General features: G+C 65.8%; 15 protein-coding genes, 1 pseudogene and 1 riboswitch. Of the genes and pseudogenes, 9 read left to right on the top strand and 7 right to left on the bottom strand.

All coding sequences use genetic code 11. The features are described 5' to 3' along the window. Positions 1 to 220: 220 nt before the first annotated feature. Positions 221 to 541 (bottom strand): annotated as a pseudogene (locus P3L18_RS16265) (IS30 family transposase); the annotation flags it as partial. Between P3L18_RS16265 and P3L18_RS28445 the strand changes: the two are divergent. Continuing rightward, on the top strand, positions 505 to 1461 hold the full coding sequence (locus tag P3L18_RS28445) for an AMP-binding protein (protein WP_346348435.1): 957 nt from the start codon (positions 505 to 507) through the stop codon (positions 1459 to 1461). The pseudogene P3L18_RS16265 and the gene P3L18_RS28445 overlap by 37 nt on opposite strands. Before the next feature lie 17 nt (positions 1462 to 1478). On the opposite strand, the gene P3L18_RS16255 is transcribed toward P3L18_RS28445, so the two are convergent. The 5 genes from P3L18_RS16255 to P3L18_RS16235 form a co-directional block, all read right to left on the bottom strand. After that, on the bottom strand, positions 1479 to 2408 hold the full coding sequence (locus tag P3L18_RS16255) for a LysR substrate-binding domain-containing protein (RefSeq protein WP_172398814.1): 930 nt from the start codon (positions 2406 to 2408) through the stop codon (positions 1479 to 1481). A 119-nt stretch (positions 2409 to 2527) separates the two neighbouring features. After that, positions 2528 to 4066, bottom strand: coding sequence for an aldehyde dehydrogenase family protein (locus tag P3L18_RS16250; RefSeq protein ID WP_276114664.1), 1539 nt, complete (start codon positions 4064 to 4066; stop codon positions 2528 to 2530). 91 nt (positions 4067 to 4157) lie between these two features. Next, positions 4158 to 5375 carry an amino acid deaminase/aldolase gene (locus tag P3L18_RS16245; protein ID WP_079929788.1) on the bottom strand — a complete coding sequence of 406 codons (1218 nt, stop codon included), beginning with the start codon at positions 5373 to 5375 and terminating at the stop codon, positions 4158 to 4160. Next, positions 5372 to 6541: an MFS transporter gene (locus P3L18_RS16240; RefSeq protein ID WP_276114663.1), complete on the bottom strand. Its 1170-nt coding sequence runs from the start codon at positions 6539 to 6541 to the stop codon at positions 5372 to 5374. The genes P3L18_RS16245 and P3L18_RS16240 overlap by 4 nt, the downstream gene beginning before the upstream one ends. Beyond that, positions 6541 to 7827 carry a D-arabinono-1,4-lactone oxidase gene (locus P3L18_RS16235; RefSeq protein ID WP_276114662.1) on the bottom strand — a complete coding sequence of 429 codons (1287 nt, stop codon included), beginning with the start codon at positions 7825 to 7827 and terminating at the stop codon, positions 6541 to 6543. The genes P3L18_RS16240 and P3L18_RS16235 overlap by 1 nt, the downstream gene beginning before the upstream one ends. 164 nt (positions 7828 to 7991) lie before the next feature. Continuing rightward, a riboswitch (glycine riboswitch) is annotated at positions 7992 to 8082 on the top strand. A 188-nt stretch (positions 8083 to 8270) separates the two neighbouring features. Here P3L18_RS16235 and gcvP point away from each other — a divergent pair. From gcvP to P3L18_RS16200, 7 genes are all read left to right on the top strand, one after another. Then, the gene (gene gcvP / locus P3L18_RS16230) at positions 8271 to 11153 is read left to right on the top strand and encodes an aminomethyl-transferring glycine dehydrogenase (RefSeq protein ID WP_276114661.1); all 2883 of its coding nucleotides are present in this window, start codon (positions 8271 to 8273) and stop codon (positions 11151 to 11153) included. Then, on the top strand, positions 11150 to 12271 hold the full coding sequence (gene gcvT, locus P3L18_RS16225; protein WP_276114660.1) for a glycine cleavage system aminomethyltransferase GcvT: 1122 nt from the start codon (positions 11150 to 11152) through the stop codon (positions 12269 to 12271). Before gcvP ends, gcvT begins: the two co-directional genes overlap by 4 nt. A gap of 46 nt (positions 12272 to 12317) precedes the next feature. Then, on the top strand, positions 12318 to 12722 hold the full coding sequence (gcvH, locus tag P3L18_RS16220) for a glycine cleavage system protein GcvH (RefSeq protein WP_079932324.1): 405 nt from the start codon (positions 12318 to 12320) through the stop codon (positions 12720 to 12722). Continuing rightward, positions 12719 to 14005: a serine hydroxymethyltransferase gene (glyA, locus tag P3L18_RS16215; protein WP_079932323.1), complete on the top strand. Its 1287-nt coding sequence runs from the start codon at positions 12719 to 12721 to the stop codon at positions 14003 to 14005. The genes gcvH and glyA overlap by 4 nt, the downstream gene beginning before the upstream one ends. After that, positions 14002 to 15390, top strand: coding sequence for an L-serine ammonia-lyase (locus tag P3L18_RS16210; protein WP_276114659.1), 1389 nt, complete (start codon positions 14002 to 14004; stop codon positions 15388 to 15390). The genes glyA and P3L18_RS16210 overlap by 4 nt, the downstream gene beginning before the upstream one ends. A 58-nt stretch (positions 15391 to 15448) precedes the next feature. Beyond that, positions 15449 to 16378, top strand: coding sequence for a lipoyl synthase (gene lipA, locus P3L18_RS16205; protein ID WP_079932321.1), 930 nt, complete (start codon positions 15449 to 15451; stop codon positions 16376 to 16378). 133 nt (positions 16379 to 16511) lie between these two features. Beyond that, positions 16512 to 17090 carry a DUF1345 domain-containing protein gene (locus tag P3L18_RS16200; protein WP_276114658.1) on the top strand — a complete coding sequence of 193 codons (579 nt, stop codon included), beginning with the start codon at positions 16512 to 16514 and terminating at the stop codon, positions 17088 to 17090. 94 nt (positions 17091 to 17184) lie between these two features. On the opposite strand, the gene P3L18_RS16195 is transcribed toward P3L18_RS16200, so the two are convergent. Continuing rightward, positions 17185 to 17508, bottom strand: a complete 324-nt coding sequence (locus tag P3L18_RS16195) for an integrase core domain-containing protein (RefSeq protein ID WP_276114657.1) — start codon at positions 17506 to 17508, stop codon at positions 17185 to 17187. Here P3L18_RS16195 and P3L18_RS16190 point away from each other — a divergent pair. Beyond that, a partial coding sequence (locus P3L18_RS16190; protein ID WP_276114656.1) for a hypothetical protein occupies positions 17495 to 17687 on the top strand: 193 nt, incomplete at its 3' end. The two genes, P3L18_RS16195 and P3L18_RS16190, sit on opposite strands and share 14 nt — an antisense overlap.

The raw sequence follows: 17687 nt of genomic DNA, 5'->3' as shown, positions 1-17687 counted from the left end.
GGTTACTACGCTCAGATGCGGGTCTGAGGTGCTACCCGACTCTAGGGCTCCGAAACGTCACAGTGACGTAACTAGCTCTGCCCGTTGTGTTGTGACGCGGGATGAGCGAACTACTCGCCAGATATTGGTCTTGCTGGTTCAGCGCGCTCTTTGGATGGGTGAGCGATTGCGGGATAGCGAACGAGCACCCATTCTAGGTGGCTCAGCTGATGTCGAGCGCTCGGTGTTCGGCCATCTCCGCACCCTGGTCCCAGGTAAGACTGCCGCGCAATGACGCGGGCAGGTCTCGGAATGCTGTGATCAGAGAGTCGCGCACGGCTTCTGCGGTTCGGTTCCGTCCGAGATGTCCCAGCATCACGAAGCGAGTGGACCTCTCGACCACCGTCGCCATCGCAGAGCCGCCCAGCGCCCCGATGATCAGATCCCCCTCCCAGTGCCCTGGGATCCTCCGTGTTTCGACCTCGGTTGGGCGGTTGCTGATGGCGTTCACCGGTTCGACGAAACGTGGACGTCGAGCGTCTGGCTGTCTGTGTGGTTTCCGGGTGCATCCTGGCCGACGCCGACCTGATGGCCGCCGTCACCGCCACTGCACCCCGGGTCTGCCCCGTCGAGCGTGCCGATTCCGACACCGCCGTCATCCTGCACACCTCCGGAACCACCGGCAAGCCCAAGGGCGCTGAGCTGACCTACGCCGGTCTGCGCCGCAACGCACAGATCTCGATGGACAACCTGGCGAGGGGCACCCATAAGGACGTCATCATCGGCTGCCTGCCGCTGTTCCACGTGTTCGGCCTCACCTGTGGGCTCAACGGCGCGGTGTACGCCCAGGCCACTCTCGTCCTCATCCCCCGTTTCGACCCGGTCGTCGTGCTCGACGCCATCGCCGCGGAGAAGGTGACGGTGTTCGAGGGTGTTCCGACGATGTACTCGGCGCTGGTCGCTGCGCGGCGGCCCACCGACGACACCAGCTCGCTGCGCGTCTGTGTGTCCGGGGGCGAAGCCCTGCCCGCCCAGGTCATCACTGACTTCGAAGACGCCTTCGACGCGGTCATCCTCGAGGGCTACGGCCTGTCCGAGACCTCGCCGGTCGCCTGCTTCATCCGTCCCGACAAGCCCCGCAAGGTCGTGATCCGTCAGGTGCACGCCGGCTGCACGAAGGGCTACCTGCATCAGTTGATGGCCGGCTGGGTGTGGACCTCGATCCACGCGCTGCCGGCGATCCGCCAGCGGACCCTGGTCATCTCGGGCACCGACGATCCGATCATCCCAATGATCAACGCACACATCCTCAGTCGTTTGATACCGCGTGCAACACTGCACGCACACGGCGGCGGCCACATCGACCTGGTTCTCAACGCCGCGGTATTCGGCCCAGTGGTCGACGAGTTCCTCGGCACACCCCGAACTGCCCGACGGCGCTGGCGGCGCACCATCGACGTTGAGCTGACGCCGGGAGACTGACGGATCACCCACGTGGGTCAGGAACGCACATCAGGGTGCTCGATCTCGTTGACCAGGTCTGCCTGTCGATCACGTACGACGAGGGCTACCTCGACGAAGCGGGTAACCAGTGAAGTGGCGCGCTGTGTCCAGGCCAGCGCGACCACCGACCCCGGAGCGTCGCTGATCGGCAGGTGCTTGATCCCCGGAAATGGAAGGTAGCGCGCGGCCGCGGCGGCGGTGATCGCGATCGCTCCCCCAGTCCCGACGGTCTGCACCTCCTCGGTTACCGTGCCGACGGGTACGACAACAGCTGGTGAGTCGGGCGCCCGAAACGCGGCCAGAGTCCAAAACTCTCTGCGGGCCGGATCCTCGAGTTCGCTCAGGGTTACCGGGTCGTCGAGGAGTTCGTCGGCGCGGACCGACTGACGTCCAGCGAGCCGGTGACCCGTCGATACGAGCGCAACGAGCGGCTCGGTGAACAGCGGCTCCGTATACAAGTCGGGCGTGGACACCGGGAGCCGGATGATCGACACGTCTGCGAACCCACTGATCAGTCCGGCGTCCGGATCGGCCAGCGAGTATTCGCGGGTCTCCAACTCGACGTCGGGAAACTGGGACCGGAACTCGCTCAGTATCGGCTCGGTGAGTTCGAGAGCGGCGCCGACGGTGTAGCCCAGATGTAGGGTGCCCGAGATCGCGCGTTCCCTGCGCAACGCCTCCGCCGAGGCGCGGTCGAGCGCAGCGAGGGCGGCGACGGCACCATCGCGAAATGCCACGCCTGCCGGAGTGAGTTCGACCTTGCGGGTCGTGCGGGTGAACAAGGTGGCGCCGACCTCGTCCTCGACCTCGCGGATCAACCGGCTCAGGGCTTGTTGGGCGAGAAAGAGCTGCGCCGCCGCGCGGCTGAAGTTCAGTTCCTCAGCGAGGACGACGAACGCGCGAAGTTTGCGAGTGTGCAGGTCCACGATGCAGGGATCATAAGACACACTCTCGAGCGGGGTCATCACAATGCCTTTCCCTCGCCGCCTTTCCCTCGACTCGGAATGTGGGCACAAGCGGTGGGTTCGATCGGGTCCACCCGTCGTCACCTGGCGGGCAGCCCGCGATTGAGCAGCGCCAGAAGGCGGGTGAGCAGGCGTGTGCGGGTGGCGTTGTAGGGGTGCATGTGAAGGTCTCGATGCCCATGGATGCGTGAGACGAGCAGGGACTGTTGCCGGCAGTATTTGCGGATTCCGCCGGCGCCGTGCCGGTAGCCGACGCCGGAACCTGGTGCGCCGCCACCCATCGGGAGTTCCAGGGCGGTGTAGTTCACGAGCGCGTCGTTGACCGTGACGGACCCGGCCTTGATCTGTCTCGCGATGGCCTCACCGCGTTTGGCATCGCGGGTGAAGACCGAGGCGCACAGTCCGTACTCGGAGTCGTTGGCCAGTCGGATGGCCTCGTCTGCGTCGGTGACCTCCATGATCGGCAGCGTCGGACCAAACGTCTCCTCGCGCATGCAGGCCATGTCGTGGTCGACGTCGACGAGAATCGTGGGTTCGAACCAATGCCCCGGGCCGCGTCCACGGTGCCCGCCGACCAGTACCCGAGCGCCGCGTTGGCGGGCGTCCTCGACGTGCCGTTCGACGATCTCGACCTGTGGTGGGAAGGTCATCGAGCCGACGTCGACGCTGCCCGGGCCGTTGGGCACGCCGTGGCGCAGGCCCCGGGTCTTGGCCGTCACTCTGTCGACGAAGTCGTCGTAGACCGACGCCTCGACGTAGCAGCGTTCGATGGAGGCACAGGTCTGGCCGCAGTTGAACATCGCGTAGTACACCGCGTGATTGGCTGCGCGTTCGAGATCGGCGTCGGCGAGAACGATCATCGGATCCTTCCCACCGAGTTCGAGGGATGCGGGGATGAGACGTTCGGCCGCGCGGGTCCCCACCGTGCGGCCGGTCGCAGTGGAGCCGGTGAACATGATCATGTCGACGTTGTCGAGGACTGCGGCGCCGGTCGCGCCCCGTCCGGTCGCCACGAGGAACACATCCTCGGGCAAACCGCAGGCGGCCAGTCCTTCGGCCATCAGCAGTGAGGTCATCGGCGTGTACTCCGACGGTTTGAGGATGACGCTGTTGCCGGCGGCGAGCGCGGGGATGCAATCGCCGAAGGAGTTGACCAGCGGATAGTTCCATGGACCGATGACGCCGACGACCCCGATGGGCCGGTATCGCAGCGTCAGGCACTTGCCCTTGACGAACAGCGCGGACGACTTGATCTTTTCGTCGGCGAGATACTTGGGTGCGTTCTTCGCCCAGAACCCGAAAGCTTGTGCACCGTAAGCAAGTTCGGCGATTTGGGCATCCTCGTAGGCTTTGCCGGTCTCGTTGCTGATCGTGGTGATCACGCGGTCTGCGTTGTCCATCAGCCATCGCTGCATGCGTCGTAGGACGTGGGCTCGGCCGCGGTACCCGAGCGCCTCCCATCCGGGCTGGGCGGCGCGGGCGCGTCGTGCCAACTCGGTGACCTCATCGGGCGTCAGGTCGGGAATGTGGCCGATGATCTCGCCGGTGGCGGGGTTCTCAACGGCGATCATCTCGCTGTTGGGGAGGCTGTTACGAGGTGCGTGGGCGGTGGTCGCCATGGCGTACCTTTCTCGAATTGATGCGGCGCGTCGGCAGCGTGATTGCGGGATATGCGGGTGAGGTCGGGAGTGACTTCGATGGGCGGCGTCGCTAGAGGAAGGCCTTTCCCTCACCCCGGTAGGTGGGCACCGTGGCGATCACCTGATCTCCGTCGACGAGGTGCAATTCGTTGACGCGCTCGCACAGTTCGCCGGCCTTGGCGTGTCGGAACCACACCCGATCACCAATCGACAGCGCGGCTGCGCCGGGGCCGTGCAGCGGTGTCTGCGCTTCACCGGCTCCCTCGAGTTCAATCAAGGACAATCCCCGCGGCCACGACGGCGTGGGTAACCGATCGGATCCCGCCGCGCCGCTGGCGACCCATCCACCCCCGAGAACCGTGGCGTAGTCCGGTGTCGGTTTGCGCACGACCGACATCACGTAGAACGCGGCCGGTTGCGGACGAAAGCCGCGATAGGTGTCGAACAACGTCGGACAGTACAGGCCGGATCCTGCGGCGACCTCGGTGACGGCCGGCTCGGACGCGGTCAGTTCGATGCTGCCGGTCCCGCCGCCGTTGACGAACTCCAGATCGGCAACCTCACTGACGGCGGCGACCGCTGCCGCGCGACGCTCGCGCAACTCCGACCCCGACACCATCTGCATGCCGCGGATCTGGAGTCGGTGCAGTATCGAGCCGACGTTGTCGCCGACGCCCGCGATCTGCCCTTCATACGCCATCACGCCGACGAGTCGGAACCGTGGCCGATCGACGATCGAGCGGGCCAGCGCGACCGCGTCCTGTGGTGAGTGGACCGGTGAGCGGCGCACGCCCAGATGGACGCGTCCACCCAGCAATCGCAGCGACGCGTCGAGGTCGATGCACACTCGGATCGGTGGTCCGTCGGGGGTGACGCTTTCGATCAGGTCGAGCTGGTCGACGTCGTCGATCATCAGCGTCACCCGGGAAAGCAGCTCGGCGTCGGTGGCGAGTTGTCGCAGCGCCGTGACGTCGGCGGTCGGGTAACCGACCACCACGTCCTGCACGTCGGACGCCAACCACAGCGCCTCGGCGAGCGTCAGGGCCAGGACACCACGGAAGCCGGGGCGTTGGAGTACCGCGTGCGTGATCGGTCGACAGCGCACCGACTTCGACGCCAGCCGAACCGGTTTGCCGATCGCACGCGAAACCAGGGAGTCCGCGTTGGCCCTCAACGCCCCCACATCGACCACCGCGAACGGTGGCTCAAGGTCGGCAGTGGCGCGTGCGAGCCGGCCGTAACCCACACCCGAGCGGGCCGTGACCGACCCCAGATCCAACGTTGTCATGAGTGTCCTTCTGTTGAAATCGATGGCAGTGCGTCGACATCGGAGCGCAAACTACGCAGCAGCGGAATCGCGGCGAGCACGACCGCGGCCATGAGGAGGAAGGCGGACGCGGGATGGTTGACGAGTGCGCCGACGACGCCCGCCACAATGAGACCTCCGAGATTTCCGGAGAGCCAGATGAGGCCTGCGGCCGCGCCTTCGCTGGAGCTGACTCGGCGTTCGGACAGTTCGAGGACGATCGGTAGCGCAGGCAGGAGCAGGAACCCGAAGAGGGTGAACACCAAGACCGCGAGGGCGAATCCGGGCGCAATGGCCAAGGCGAGGCAGGACGCTGCCGTGACGGCCACCGCGACAAGGATGATCCAGAGTTCGCGGCGGCGCTTGGTGGCCCACACCGGAATCAGCGCCGACCCGACCACGCCGGCGATGACGTTGGCGATCAACACGATTCCCGCTTGATCCGCCGACACGCCCGCCGGTGCCAGCAGTGCCTCGGTCCATGTGGTCAGGGAAACAAACGCGCCGAATGGCACGAAGACGAGTGCGCACAGTCTGCGGATGAAGGGGTCTCGCCACGTCTCTCGGAACGCGGCGAACCCGGAGCTTTCGGCCGACCGGTGATACTGCGCCGGTACCCGCAGGGCGGCGACGAGGGCCACCGCCGACGCCACCGCGATGGCGGCCTGGGTGACCAGCAGGGTGTGAATGTCCATCACGCTGCCCATCAGGAATGCAGCAACCATGCCGGCAAACGTGCCGGCGGACCCGGCCGCGATGCCCCTTGGCCGGTCCGGTTCAGCCAGATAGCTGCCCGCGACACGGGTGATCGCGTTGAGGACCAACGGCTGCGCGACGGCGACGAGTAACTGCCCGGCCAGGACCACTGAATACTGATCGCCGACAAGCCGAATCAGTCCACCCGCGGCGGTCAGTACGGCGCCCAGGGTCAGCGCTACTCGAAACCATCGGTCGAGCGCTATTCCCGCGGGGATGGCCAACACGACGTAGAGCAGCGGAAACACGTTCGCCAGCCACCCGATCGCGCCGGTCGAGACCCCGTAGTGCTCGGCGGCATCGGTCGTGATGGGCGCGAAGGTCAACCACAGCAACTGCGTCGACGCCGCCACCAGTGCGTACGCGGCGACCGCTCCCCATCGGTTGCTCATCAGGCGCCGAAGATTCGGCGGATGTGATCGTTGGCGAAAACTCCATCCGGGTCGTAGGCACGCCGCACGGTTTGGAACGTTTCCCACTCCGGGTACACATCGGCCAGTGCCGCGGCGTCGAGGGAGTGCCGCTTACCCCAGTGTGGCCGGCCGCCAAGGTCGGTCGCGATGCGCTGAACTGCCTCGAAGTACGGCCTCCACGGCATGCCCTCGTACATATGAACCGCTATGTAGGCCGTCTCGCGACCGTACGACGGGCTGAGCAGCGATGCCTCGTCCGCGGCCACGAACCGCACTTCCAGAGGGAAGTTGACCGCAAATCCCTGTCGGTCGATCTCGCTTTGGATCGCACGGAAGACCTCGCCACACGCCGCCCGCGGCACAGCCCATTCCGACTCGGTGAACCGCGCCGCCGTCCGCGGGCTGGAGAACACCTGGTGGCTGACGTCGACCCGGCTGCTCGACGATGCGATAGCGGTCAGAGTCCGGTTCAAGCGCGGAATCTGATTGGGCCACCGTCGGCCCACCTTGCTCACGGCATCCAGGGCATGGTTTTCCACGACGATGTCGCGGATGTATTCCGCAGCGCGGCTCGGCGGGTTCGCCGGCTCATCGGAGCGGTTGAGCGACTTGGCCAACACGTCGCGTGCGTGCGGAAAAGCGAAGAACCCGAAGTGGTCGTTGCTGTCCGCAAGCTCGTCGAGTTCGGCGAGCGCGCGGGTCAGTGGAATCTTCTCGCGCCGCTCGTGCAACCGGAACGAAGGCACGGTTCGCAGCGTGTAGGCGGTGATGACCCCGAGCGCGCCGACACTGACCCGGGCTGCGCGCAACTCGTCGCCGGTGCTCAGTTCCACGACGGACCCGTCGGCCTTCACGAGCTCGATCGACTCGACCGTCGTGGCCAGGTTGCCGAGTTTGCGGCCCGTCCCGTGCGTCGCGGTCGAGATCGCGCCGGCAGCGCTCTGGACGTTGATGTCGCCGAGGTTGGGCATTGCCAGCCCGTGCGCGTCGAGCAATCTGTTGAGCTCGTGGAGTCGAGTGCCCGCCCCGATCCGGACCAACCCGGTCGTCGGATCCGCGTGGTGGAGTCCGGAAAGATTGTCGAGCGAGAGGAGCGTGCCGTCGGTCAACACATTGCCGCCGAAGGAGTGTCCGGCACCGACGGCCCGTACTGTGTGGCCGCGGTTCGCTGCCTCGGTAACAAGACGAGACACCTCATCCACTGTCGCAGGTCGCGCAAACTTCGCGGGAGTACAGGTCTGGTCGCCTGCATAGTTTGTCCACATGCACATAGCGTCGCGTCTACCGAGCGCGTTGTGAAACACAACTATGGCGACCGACTCACAGCAATTGTGTTGTTAGTGCTCCGGCTCACACGAGCCGTTGTTCGGTGAAGAGACAAATTTTGGTTGGTGTGTGTAGGGTGTCCTCTCACAACCGAATACGTCGACGACGCGCGGTGGGAGAACCCCTTAACTGGGGCGCCGTAGGAGCAACATCCTCCCCAGGAATCTCTCAGGCTCATGTACCACCGCGTCGAGGCAACTCTGGAGAATAGCTCCGGTCATCGCTGACCGGTCTTACCGAAGGTGAACCGCCGGAACGCTTTTCGCGTGGGTCCGGCTCAAACTCTCAGGTGTCGAGGACAGAGCGGGGAGGCACATCCACCTCAACGTGCCCGTTTACCCACGGGTGCCCCTGTTCCTGGAGTTGCCTTGTGTCATCACCTATGTCGTTTCCGGCGCCGGCCGCCGACAACCCCGACTTTGTTTCCCGTCATGTCGGACCCAACGACTCGTCGATCGCGCGGATGCTCGATGTGCTGGGCTATGACAGCCTCGATGAGTTGATTGACGCCGCGGTTCCGGAGCAAATCCGTACCCACACCCCGCTGCAGGTGCCGGCGGCCCGATCCGAGGCCGAGGTGCTCACCGCACTACGAGAGTTGGCCGCGCACAACACACCTCGCGTGCAGATGATCGGGGCCGGCTACCACGACACAATCACGCCAGCGGTGCTGCGCCGCAACATGCTCGAGTCGCCGGCCTGGTACACCGCCTACACGCCCTACCAGCCGGAGATCTCGCAAGGTCGTCTCGAAGCGTTGCTGACCTTCCAGACCGTCATCGAGGATCTCACCACACTACCGCTGGCGGGAGCCTCACTGCTCGACGAGGCCACCGCCGTCGTGGAAGCGGTCCTGTTGATGCGGCGGGCGAACAAGACTTCGCCGAGCTCCCGGGTGGTCGTCGACTCCGATTGTCTCCCACAGACACTCGCGGTCTTGATCGGACGTGCCGCGGCGGTCGGTATCGAAATCACGGTCGCCGATCTCAGTGTCGGATTGCCCGCAGGTGACCTGTTCGGCGTCGTGGTGCAGGCACCGGGCGCGAGTGGTGCGGTGCGTGACAACACCGCCCTGATCGCCGAGTCGCATCAGCGTGGTGCGCTGGTGGCGGTCGCCGCGGATCTGCTGTCGCTGACTCTGCTCACCCCGCCGGGTGAGCAGGGCGCCGACATCGCGATCGGGTCCGCGCAGCGCTTTGGTGTGCCCCTGTTCTTCGGCGGCCCGCACGCCGCCTACATCGCGGTGCGGTCCGGACTGGAACGGATGTTGCCCGGCCGGCTGGTCGGGGTGTCGGTCGATACGGCCGGCCGACCCGCCTATCGCCTGGCACTGCAGACCCGCGAACAGCACATCCGTCGCGACAAGGCGACCAGCAACATCTGCACCGCTCAGGCCCTGCTGGCCAACGTCGCCGCCATGTATGCGGTCTATCACGGTCCAGAAGGGTTGCGTGCCATCGCCTCCCGCGTCCACAGTCACGCTCGGACGCTGGCCGCCGGGCTGCGGGTGGCCGGTCATCGGGTGCTCCACGAGGAGTTCTTCGACACCGTCACCGTCGTGGTGCCTGGCCGCGCCGACACTCTGGTGACCGCGGCCGAGCAGGCCGGCATCAATCTGCGGCGTGTCGACGACGATCAGCTGGCGATCGCCTGCGACGAGGTCACCACCGACACCATCATCGACACCGTGCTGGCGGTGTTCGGCGCCCACCGCCCCCGGACCACCGCTGTCGACAGCCTTCCAGCGACTGTGGTGCGTACGTCGATGTTCCTGCAGCATCCGGTGTTTCACGAACACCGCTCCGAGACGGCAATGCTGCGTTACCTGCGGTTGCTCTCGGACAAGGACCTCGCGCTCGACCGCACCATGATCCCGCTCGGGTCGTGCACGATGAAGCTCAACTCGGCCGTGGAGATGGAGCCGATCAGCTACCCCAGCTTTGCCGGCATCCATCCGTTCGCGCCCGAGCATCAGACCGTCGGCTACCGCCGGCTGGTCGCCGACCTCGAGCGGTGGCTGGCCGACATCACCGGCTACGACCGGGTTTCGTTGCAGCCCAACGCCGGATCTCAGGGAGAGCTCGCCGGTTTGCTGGCCATCCGCAGCTTCCACGTCGCTCACGGGGATACCCGACGCGACGTGTGTCTGATACCGCAGTCCGCGCATGGCACCAACGCCGCGTCGGCCGTGCTGGCCGGGTTGCGGGTCGTGGTGGTGGCCACCGCCGACAACGGCAACATCGATCTGGACGATCTGCGCACCAAGATCGCCGCTCATACGGGTCAGATCGCGGCGATCATGCTCACCTATCCGTCGACCCACGGCGTGTACGAAACCGATGTCCGCACCGTCTGCGGCCTCGTCCACGATGCTGGTGGCCAGGTCTATGTCGATGGCGCCAACCTCAACGCGCTGGTCGGGCTGGCCCGGCCCGGTGAGTTCGGCGGCGACGTCAGCCACCTGAACCTGCACAAGACCTTCTGCATCCCCCACGGCGGTGGGGGTCCCGGCGTCGGTCCGGTGGCCGTGCGTGCGCACCTCGCACCGTATCTGCCTGGCGATCCGGCCGCCGGAGAGATCACCGCGAGTCCAGTATCGGCGGCGAACTACGGGTCCGCCGGCATCCTGCCGATCACCTGGGCCTATCTGGCGCTGATGGGCCCCGACGGACTCACCCACGCCACCAAGACCGCGGTCCTGGCGGCCAACTACCTCGCCCACGCACTCGCCCTGCACTATCCGGTGCTCTACACCGGCACTGGGGGGCTCGTCGCGCACGAATGCATCCTCGATCTGCGCGAGCTCACCGCAGCCACCGGTGTCACCGCCGAGGACGTCGCCAAACGTCTCATCGACTACGGATTCCACGCCCCCACACTGTCGTTCCCGGTCAACGGCACCCTCATGGTTGAACCCACCGAATCGGAGAACCTCGCCGAACTCGACCGGTTCATCGAGGCGATGATCGCCATCCGCGGCGAGATCGACCTGGTGGCCGACGGGATCTGGCCGGTCGAGCGCAGCCCCTTGCGGCAGGCACCACACACCGCCGAGCAGGTCACCGCCGACCAGTGGGATCTCCCCTACCCCCGACACACGGCCGCCTATCCCACCGCCGCGGTGCGCACCGCCAAGTACTGGCCGCCAGTCGGCCGCATCGACGGGGTACGCGGCGACCGCAAGCTGGTGTGCTCGTGCCCACCACCGGAAGCATTCGCCACCCCCAGCACATCACTTATCCATGCCCAGGAGGCCACCCGATGACCATCACGACTACCCCGGTCTCACCGTTGCTCGGCGAACACCATTCCCTCGGAGCGCATTTCACTGATTTCGCGGGCTGGCAGATGCCTCTCAAATATGTCGGTGACCTCGCCGAGCACCACGCGGTGCGCACCGCGGCCGGACTTTTCGACCTCTCGCACATGGGCGAGATCGCCATCGAGGGTCCCGACGCGGCCGCGGTGCTCGACTACGCGCTCGTCGGCCAGCTCTCTACCACCGCATCCGGACGCGCCAAGTACTCGTTGATCTGCACCGCTGACGGCGGTGTCATCGACGACCTGGTCGTCTACCGACTGGCCGACGACCGGTTCCTGGTGGTCGCTAACGCCGCCAACACCCGTCGCGTCTGCGCCGAATTCGATTCCCGGGCCGAAGGTTTCGACGTGGCGGTGAACGATCAGTCGGCCGAGACCGCACTGATCGCCGTGCAGGGTCCCCAGGCGCAGGCCATCGTGGCCGCCCTGGTAGCCGGCCCGGACCGCGCTGCGGTGGCCGAACTCAAGTACTACGCCGCCGCATCCGCGGTGGTCGCCGAGATCGACGTACTGCTCGCCCGCACCGGCTACACCGGCGAAGACGGGTTCGAACTCTATGTCCCCAACGAGCACGCCGTCCCCCTCTGGCAGGCGTTGCTCACCGAAACCCGCACGTGCGGCGGCACTCCCGCCGGTCTGGCCTGCCGCGACACCCTGCGCCTGGAAGCCGGGATGGCGCTCTACGGGCACGAACTGACGTTGCATACCAACCCGTATGAAGCGGGGCTGGGCAAGGTCGTGCGCCTCGACACCAGCTTCGTTGGTCGCGATGCACTGGCCGCCCTCGCCGACCAACCGCCCACCCGCACCCTGGTCGGCCTCGTCGGGACCGGTCGCCGCGCCGCCCGCGCCGACTACCCGGTCCTCGACACGTCGGGCCAGGAGATCGGCACCGTCACCTCCGGCGCCCTCTCGCCGACTCTGGGCTACCCGATCGCCATGGCTTACGTGGACCTCGCCCACGCCCACCCCGGCACCGAGGTGTCCGTCGACATCCGCGGCAAAGCCGAAACCTACACCGTCACACCACGTCAGTTCTATCACCGCTCCGCTACCTCCTAGCTCCACTTCTCTTGGCTCCACCTCTCTTCCGCTGAAAGGCTTCACCATGTCTGCTGGACTTCCCACCGACCGCAGCTACACCGACGAACACGAATGGCTGCTCGTCTCCCCAGGCACACCGCTGCCCACCGATGAACCGGTCCGGATCGGAATCACCGGTCTGGCCGCCGACAACCTCGGCGACCTCGTCTTCGTCGAACTCCCCGAGGTCGGGTCCACGGTGACCGCTGGCGAGACCTGCGGCGAAGTCGAATCCACCAAAACCGTGTCCGAGTTGTATTCACCGGTCACTGGCACGGTCTCGATCGTCAACACCGCTGCCGTCGACGATCCGAGCATCATCACCAGCGACCCCTACGAGGGTGGCTGGCTGTTCGCGGTGCTGGCCACCGACGCCGGTGAGTTGCTCAGTGCCGCCGAGTATGCCGAGAAGAACGGTGTCGAGGCATGAGCGTCCTGGACCGCACCCTTGATGACTTCGACCCCGATGTCGCCGCGCTGATCGGCAAGGAACTCGAGCGGCAACGCGGTGGGCTCGAGATGATCGCGTCGGAAAACCATGCGCCGCTGTCGGTGATGCAGGCCCAGGGCTCCGTGCTGACCAACAAGTACGCCGAGGGCTACCCGGGGCGCCGCTACTACGGCGGCTGCCAACATGTCGATGTCATCGAGCAGATCGCGATCGACCGGGTCAAGGCTTTGTTCGGCGCCGAGTTCGCCAACGTGCAACCCCACTCCGGTGCCACCGCCAACGCCGCAGTGATGCACGCCCTGATCACTCCCGGCGACACCATCCTGGGACTGTCCCTCGACGCCGGCGGCCACCTCACCCACGGAATGCGCATCAACTTCTCCGGCAAGCTGTATGCCGTTGCCGGCTACGGTGTTTCCGAATCCGACCACCTCATCGACATGGATGCCGTCGCCGCGGCCGCCCGCGAGCACCAGCCCAAGCTGATCATCGCCGGCTGGTCGGCCTACCCGCGACAGCTCGACTTCGCCCGATTCCGGGAGATCGCCGACGAGGTCGGGGCCTACCTGATGGTTGACATGGCCCACTTCGCCGGACTCGTGGCCACCGGTCTGCACCCGTCGCCGGTGCCGCACGCGCATGTGGTCACCTCCACCACCCACAAAACACTCGGCGGTCCGCGCGGCGGCATCATCCTGTCCAACGATGCGGCCATCGCGAGGAAGATCAACTCGGCGGTGTTCCCCGGCCAGCAGGGCGGACCGCTCGAGCATGTCATCGCCGCCAAGGCCACCGCTTTCAAAATGGCCGCCGAACCGGAGTTCACCGAGCGTCAGCGGCGGTGCCTGGCCGGGGCACAGGCGGTCGCGCACCGCCTGAGCCGACCTGACGTCAGCGACGCGGGTATCAGCGTGCTCACCGGCGGCACCGACGTGCATCTCGTGCTGGTTGATCTGCGTCAGGCCGCCATCGACGGCCAGCAGGCCGAGGATCGGCTCGAGGCGATCGGAATCACCGTCAACCGCAATGCTGTTCCCTTCGACCCACGCCCACCGATGATCACCTCCGGTCTGCGGATCGGTACCCCGGCCCTGGCCACCCGCGGCTTCGATGTCGCCGACTTCGAGCGCGTCGCTGACCTCATCGCCCGCGCTCTGACCGCCGTCGAGGGTGCCGAGGGTGCCGACGTCATCGATCTGGCCGCGCAGGTCCGTGCGCTCGCTGAGGCCCACCCGCTCTATCCCGGCGTGGGCACACCATGACCGTCAGCGTGTTCGACCTGTTCACCGTCGGCATCGGACCATCGAGTTCACACACCGTCGGGCCGATGCGCGCGGCCGCCGACTTCGCCGCCACCCTCGACCGCCGCGGCCTGCTCACCGACCTGACCGGGCTGCGCGTCGACCTCTACGGGTCGCTGGCGGCCACCGGCTCCGGGCACGGCACCATGGCCGCCATCCTCCTCGGTCTCGAAGGCCACCGACCCGACACCATCGACCCCGAAGACATGGACCAGCGGCTTGCGGTGGTCCGGGCCAGTGGCCACATCACCGTGGCCGGCGTCGTGGGCGTCGCGCTCACCGAAGACGACATGCACCTGCACCCGGCTATCATCCTCGACCGGCACCCCAACGCCATGACCGTGACCGCGCATGCCGCAGCCGGACGCGAGATCTGTTCGCGCACCTTCTATTCCGTCGGCGGCGGATTTGTCGTCACCGACGACGAAACAGATACGGCCACAAGCGAATCCGAGGCCGATCATCCTTTGGCGTTCGACTCCGGGCAGGACCTGCTCCTACTCACCGAGCGTTACGGCATCCCGATCAGCGCGGTGATGCTGGCCACCGAACAACCACGCCACACCGAGGCACAAGTACGCGCCCGCCTGCTCCACATCCGCGACGTCATGCAGGCCTGTCAGCAACGAGGCATGACCCGCCACGGCACCCTGCCCGGCGGACTCGGCGTGCAACGCCGCGCCCACGATTGGTACACCCGACTGTCCGCCGAAGACCCCCACCGGGATCCGGCGTTCGCCGAGGACTGGGTCAACCTCGTCGCCCTGGCGGTCAACGAAGAAAACGCCGCCGGCGGTCGCATCGTCACCGCCCCCACCAACGGCGCAGCCGGCATCATCCCCGCCGTCCTGCACTACGCCCACCACTACACTCCCGCCGGCCGCACCGATCCCGACGACGTCGCCGTCCGATTCCTGCTCACTGCCGGCGCGATCGGTTCCCTGTACAAGCAGCGTGCCTCGATCTCCGGCGCCGAAGTCGGGTGTCAGGGCGAGGTCGGCAGCGCCGCCTCCATGGCCGCTGCCGGACTGGCCGAAATCCTCGGTGGCACAACCGAACAGGTCGAGAACGCCGCCGAGATCGCGATGGAACACAGCCTCGGTCTGACCTGTGACCCCATCGGCGGGCTCGTGCAGATCCCCTGTATCGAACGCAACGCCATCTCCGCGGGCAAAGCCATCAACGCCGCCCGCATGGCGTTGCGCGGGGACGGTAGCCACCGCGTCAGCCTCGACCAGGTGATCGACACCATGCGCGCCACCGGCCACGACATGAACGCCAAATACAAAGAGACCTCCACCGGAGGGCTCGCCGTCACCGTGCCGGTCAACGTGGTCGAATGCTGACCGCCGACGCCACCCGATGCTCATCCCCAATTCGTCTGCCGCATCAGGAGATCCACCCATGACCACCGCCGCCGAGGGCCGGCGTCTGCTACGCCTGGAAGTCCGCAACAGCTCCTCACCCATCGAACGTAAACCCCCGTGGATGAAGATCAAAGTCCGCACCGGCCCCGAGAACCAGACGCTGACCCGTCTCGTCGAGCGCGAGGACCGGCACACCGTGTGCCAGGAGGCGGGCTGCCCCAACATCTTCGAATGCTGGGAAGACCGCGAAGCCACCTTCCTCATCGGCGGAGATCAATGCACCCGACACTGCGACTTCTGCCAGATCGACACCGGCAAGCCCACGGCACTCGACCGTCACGAACCACGCCGCGTGGCCGAATCCGTGCAGACCATAGGACTGCGCTACGCCACCATCACCGGCGTCGCACGCGACGACCTACCCGACGGCGGAGCGTGGTTGTACGCCGAAACGGTCCGCCAGATCCATCAGCGCTGCCCGGGCACCGGCGTCGAACTGTTGATCCCTGATTTCACGGCCACCCCGGAGCGACTCGCGGAGGTCTTCGACAGCAAGCCAGAAGTGTTGGCCCACAACCTCGAAACCGTTCCTCGGTTGTTCCGCCGCATCCGCCCCGGCTTCACCTATGAGCGCTCCCTCGAGGTGATCACCCGTGCCCGCGACTCCGGCCTCATCACCAAATCCAACCTCATCCTCGGGCTCGGCGAAACCACCGACGAGGTGATCTCCTCGATGCGAGACCTGCACAACGCCGGCTGCCAACTCCTCACCATCACCCAGTATCTGCGGCCCTCACTGCTCCACCACCCCGTCGACCGCTGGGCCACCCCCGATGAGTTCGACTCACTCGCCGACACCGCCCGCGACATCGGGTTCATTGGTGTCATGTCCGGTCCTCTCGTCCGATCGTCTTACCGCGCCGGACAACTTTACGCGCAAGCCGTCGCGGCAGGTAAGAAGGACTAAATGCCCGACAACCTCTCTCACTATGTCTAGGATCACCGGTCATGCGACTGCTTTCAGAAACATATAAGCGTACATGCGAGCCGCGTCGGGTAATCGAGCAGTGAGAACACTGCGAGCGCTGTCGCTGCTCGAGATGACTCTTGCAGTCCTCGGGCTGATATGGCTGGCCTACTTAATAAACTTGGACACGCCGATCGGTCTCATTGTCGCGTGGGATCTGTTCGCGATGGCCTACCTGGCGACTGGCTGGGTCCGGCTCCGGAATGCAATTCCCCTGTTCCACGACGACGACATCCCGCAGATCTTCGGGCCTCGCTGGCACGCAAACGTTTTTGCCCTCATCGTCAGCTGCACTGGCCTGGCAGGTGGAGTGCTCATCGTTGTCCGACACAACGAGGACGACGGATTTAGCTTTGTCAAAGGAGCTGCCGCTCTGACAATCCTCCTGTCGTGGCTTCTATTACACGTGGCGTGCGCCCAAATCTACGCGAGAGCCAGCGGCGTTGACGGCGGCCTCGACTTCCCCGACTGCCCGGAACCCGGAATTGTCGAATACGTCTACTTCTCCGTCACCATAGGAACGTCGTTCGCAGTGTCCGATGTCACTATCACCTCAACCGCCATGCGCCGCCGAGTAATCACCCACAGCATCGTGAGCTTTTTCTTCAACGCGATCGTCATCGCGATCGCCATCGACTGGATCAAGTCCTAGCGGTGAAAGCTGGTCGAGATCCGGGCACGGCCTGGGTGGCAGGTCCCCGATAGTCGGTCCGGTCTGTTGTAGAGCCGTTCCTTCTTGTGGTTGATCAGTCGATCTCGCAGCCCACGGGATGGTGCCTGTGGGTGCATCCGGCAGCGTACTCGGCCGGGGTCTTGTAGCCCAGTGCCGAATGCCGGTGTCGGTGATTGTGGTCGTCTTTGAAGTCGCCGATGACCACGCGGGCCTCGAGCAGCGTGGGCCAACAGTTGCGATTCAAACACTCATCGCGCAACCGGTTGTTGAACGACTCGATGAACCCGTTGTTCCACGGCGTGCCGGGTGGAATGTAGGAAATCCCCACCGACCCAGCACAAAACGCTTGGAGGGCCTCTGAGATGAACTCAGGCCCGTTGTCCATGCGCAGCACCATCGGCGGGCCACCCCAGATCGCGAACACCTTCTTCAACTCCTCGATCAACCGCTCGGCGGTGATCGAGCGGTCCACGATGTTTGAGGTTCCCCAGTTTGAGTGGACACCCGAGATAGTGGGGCTGTGGGCCCTGCTGGAAGGATGTCACTATGTCGAGGACGCGTCGGTCGTTTACGCCT

Origin of the sequence: Gordonia sp. N1V (genome assembly GCF_029269935.1) — a bacterium.
Classification (GTDB): Bacteria; Actinomycetota; Actinomycetes; order Mycobacteriales; family Mycobacteriaceae; genus Gordonia; species Gordonia polyisoprenivorans.
Note: the sequence above shows the minus strand (reverse complement) of the source record. Positions and strands in the feature narration are given on the sequence as shown.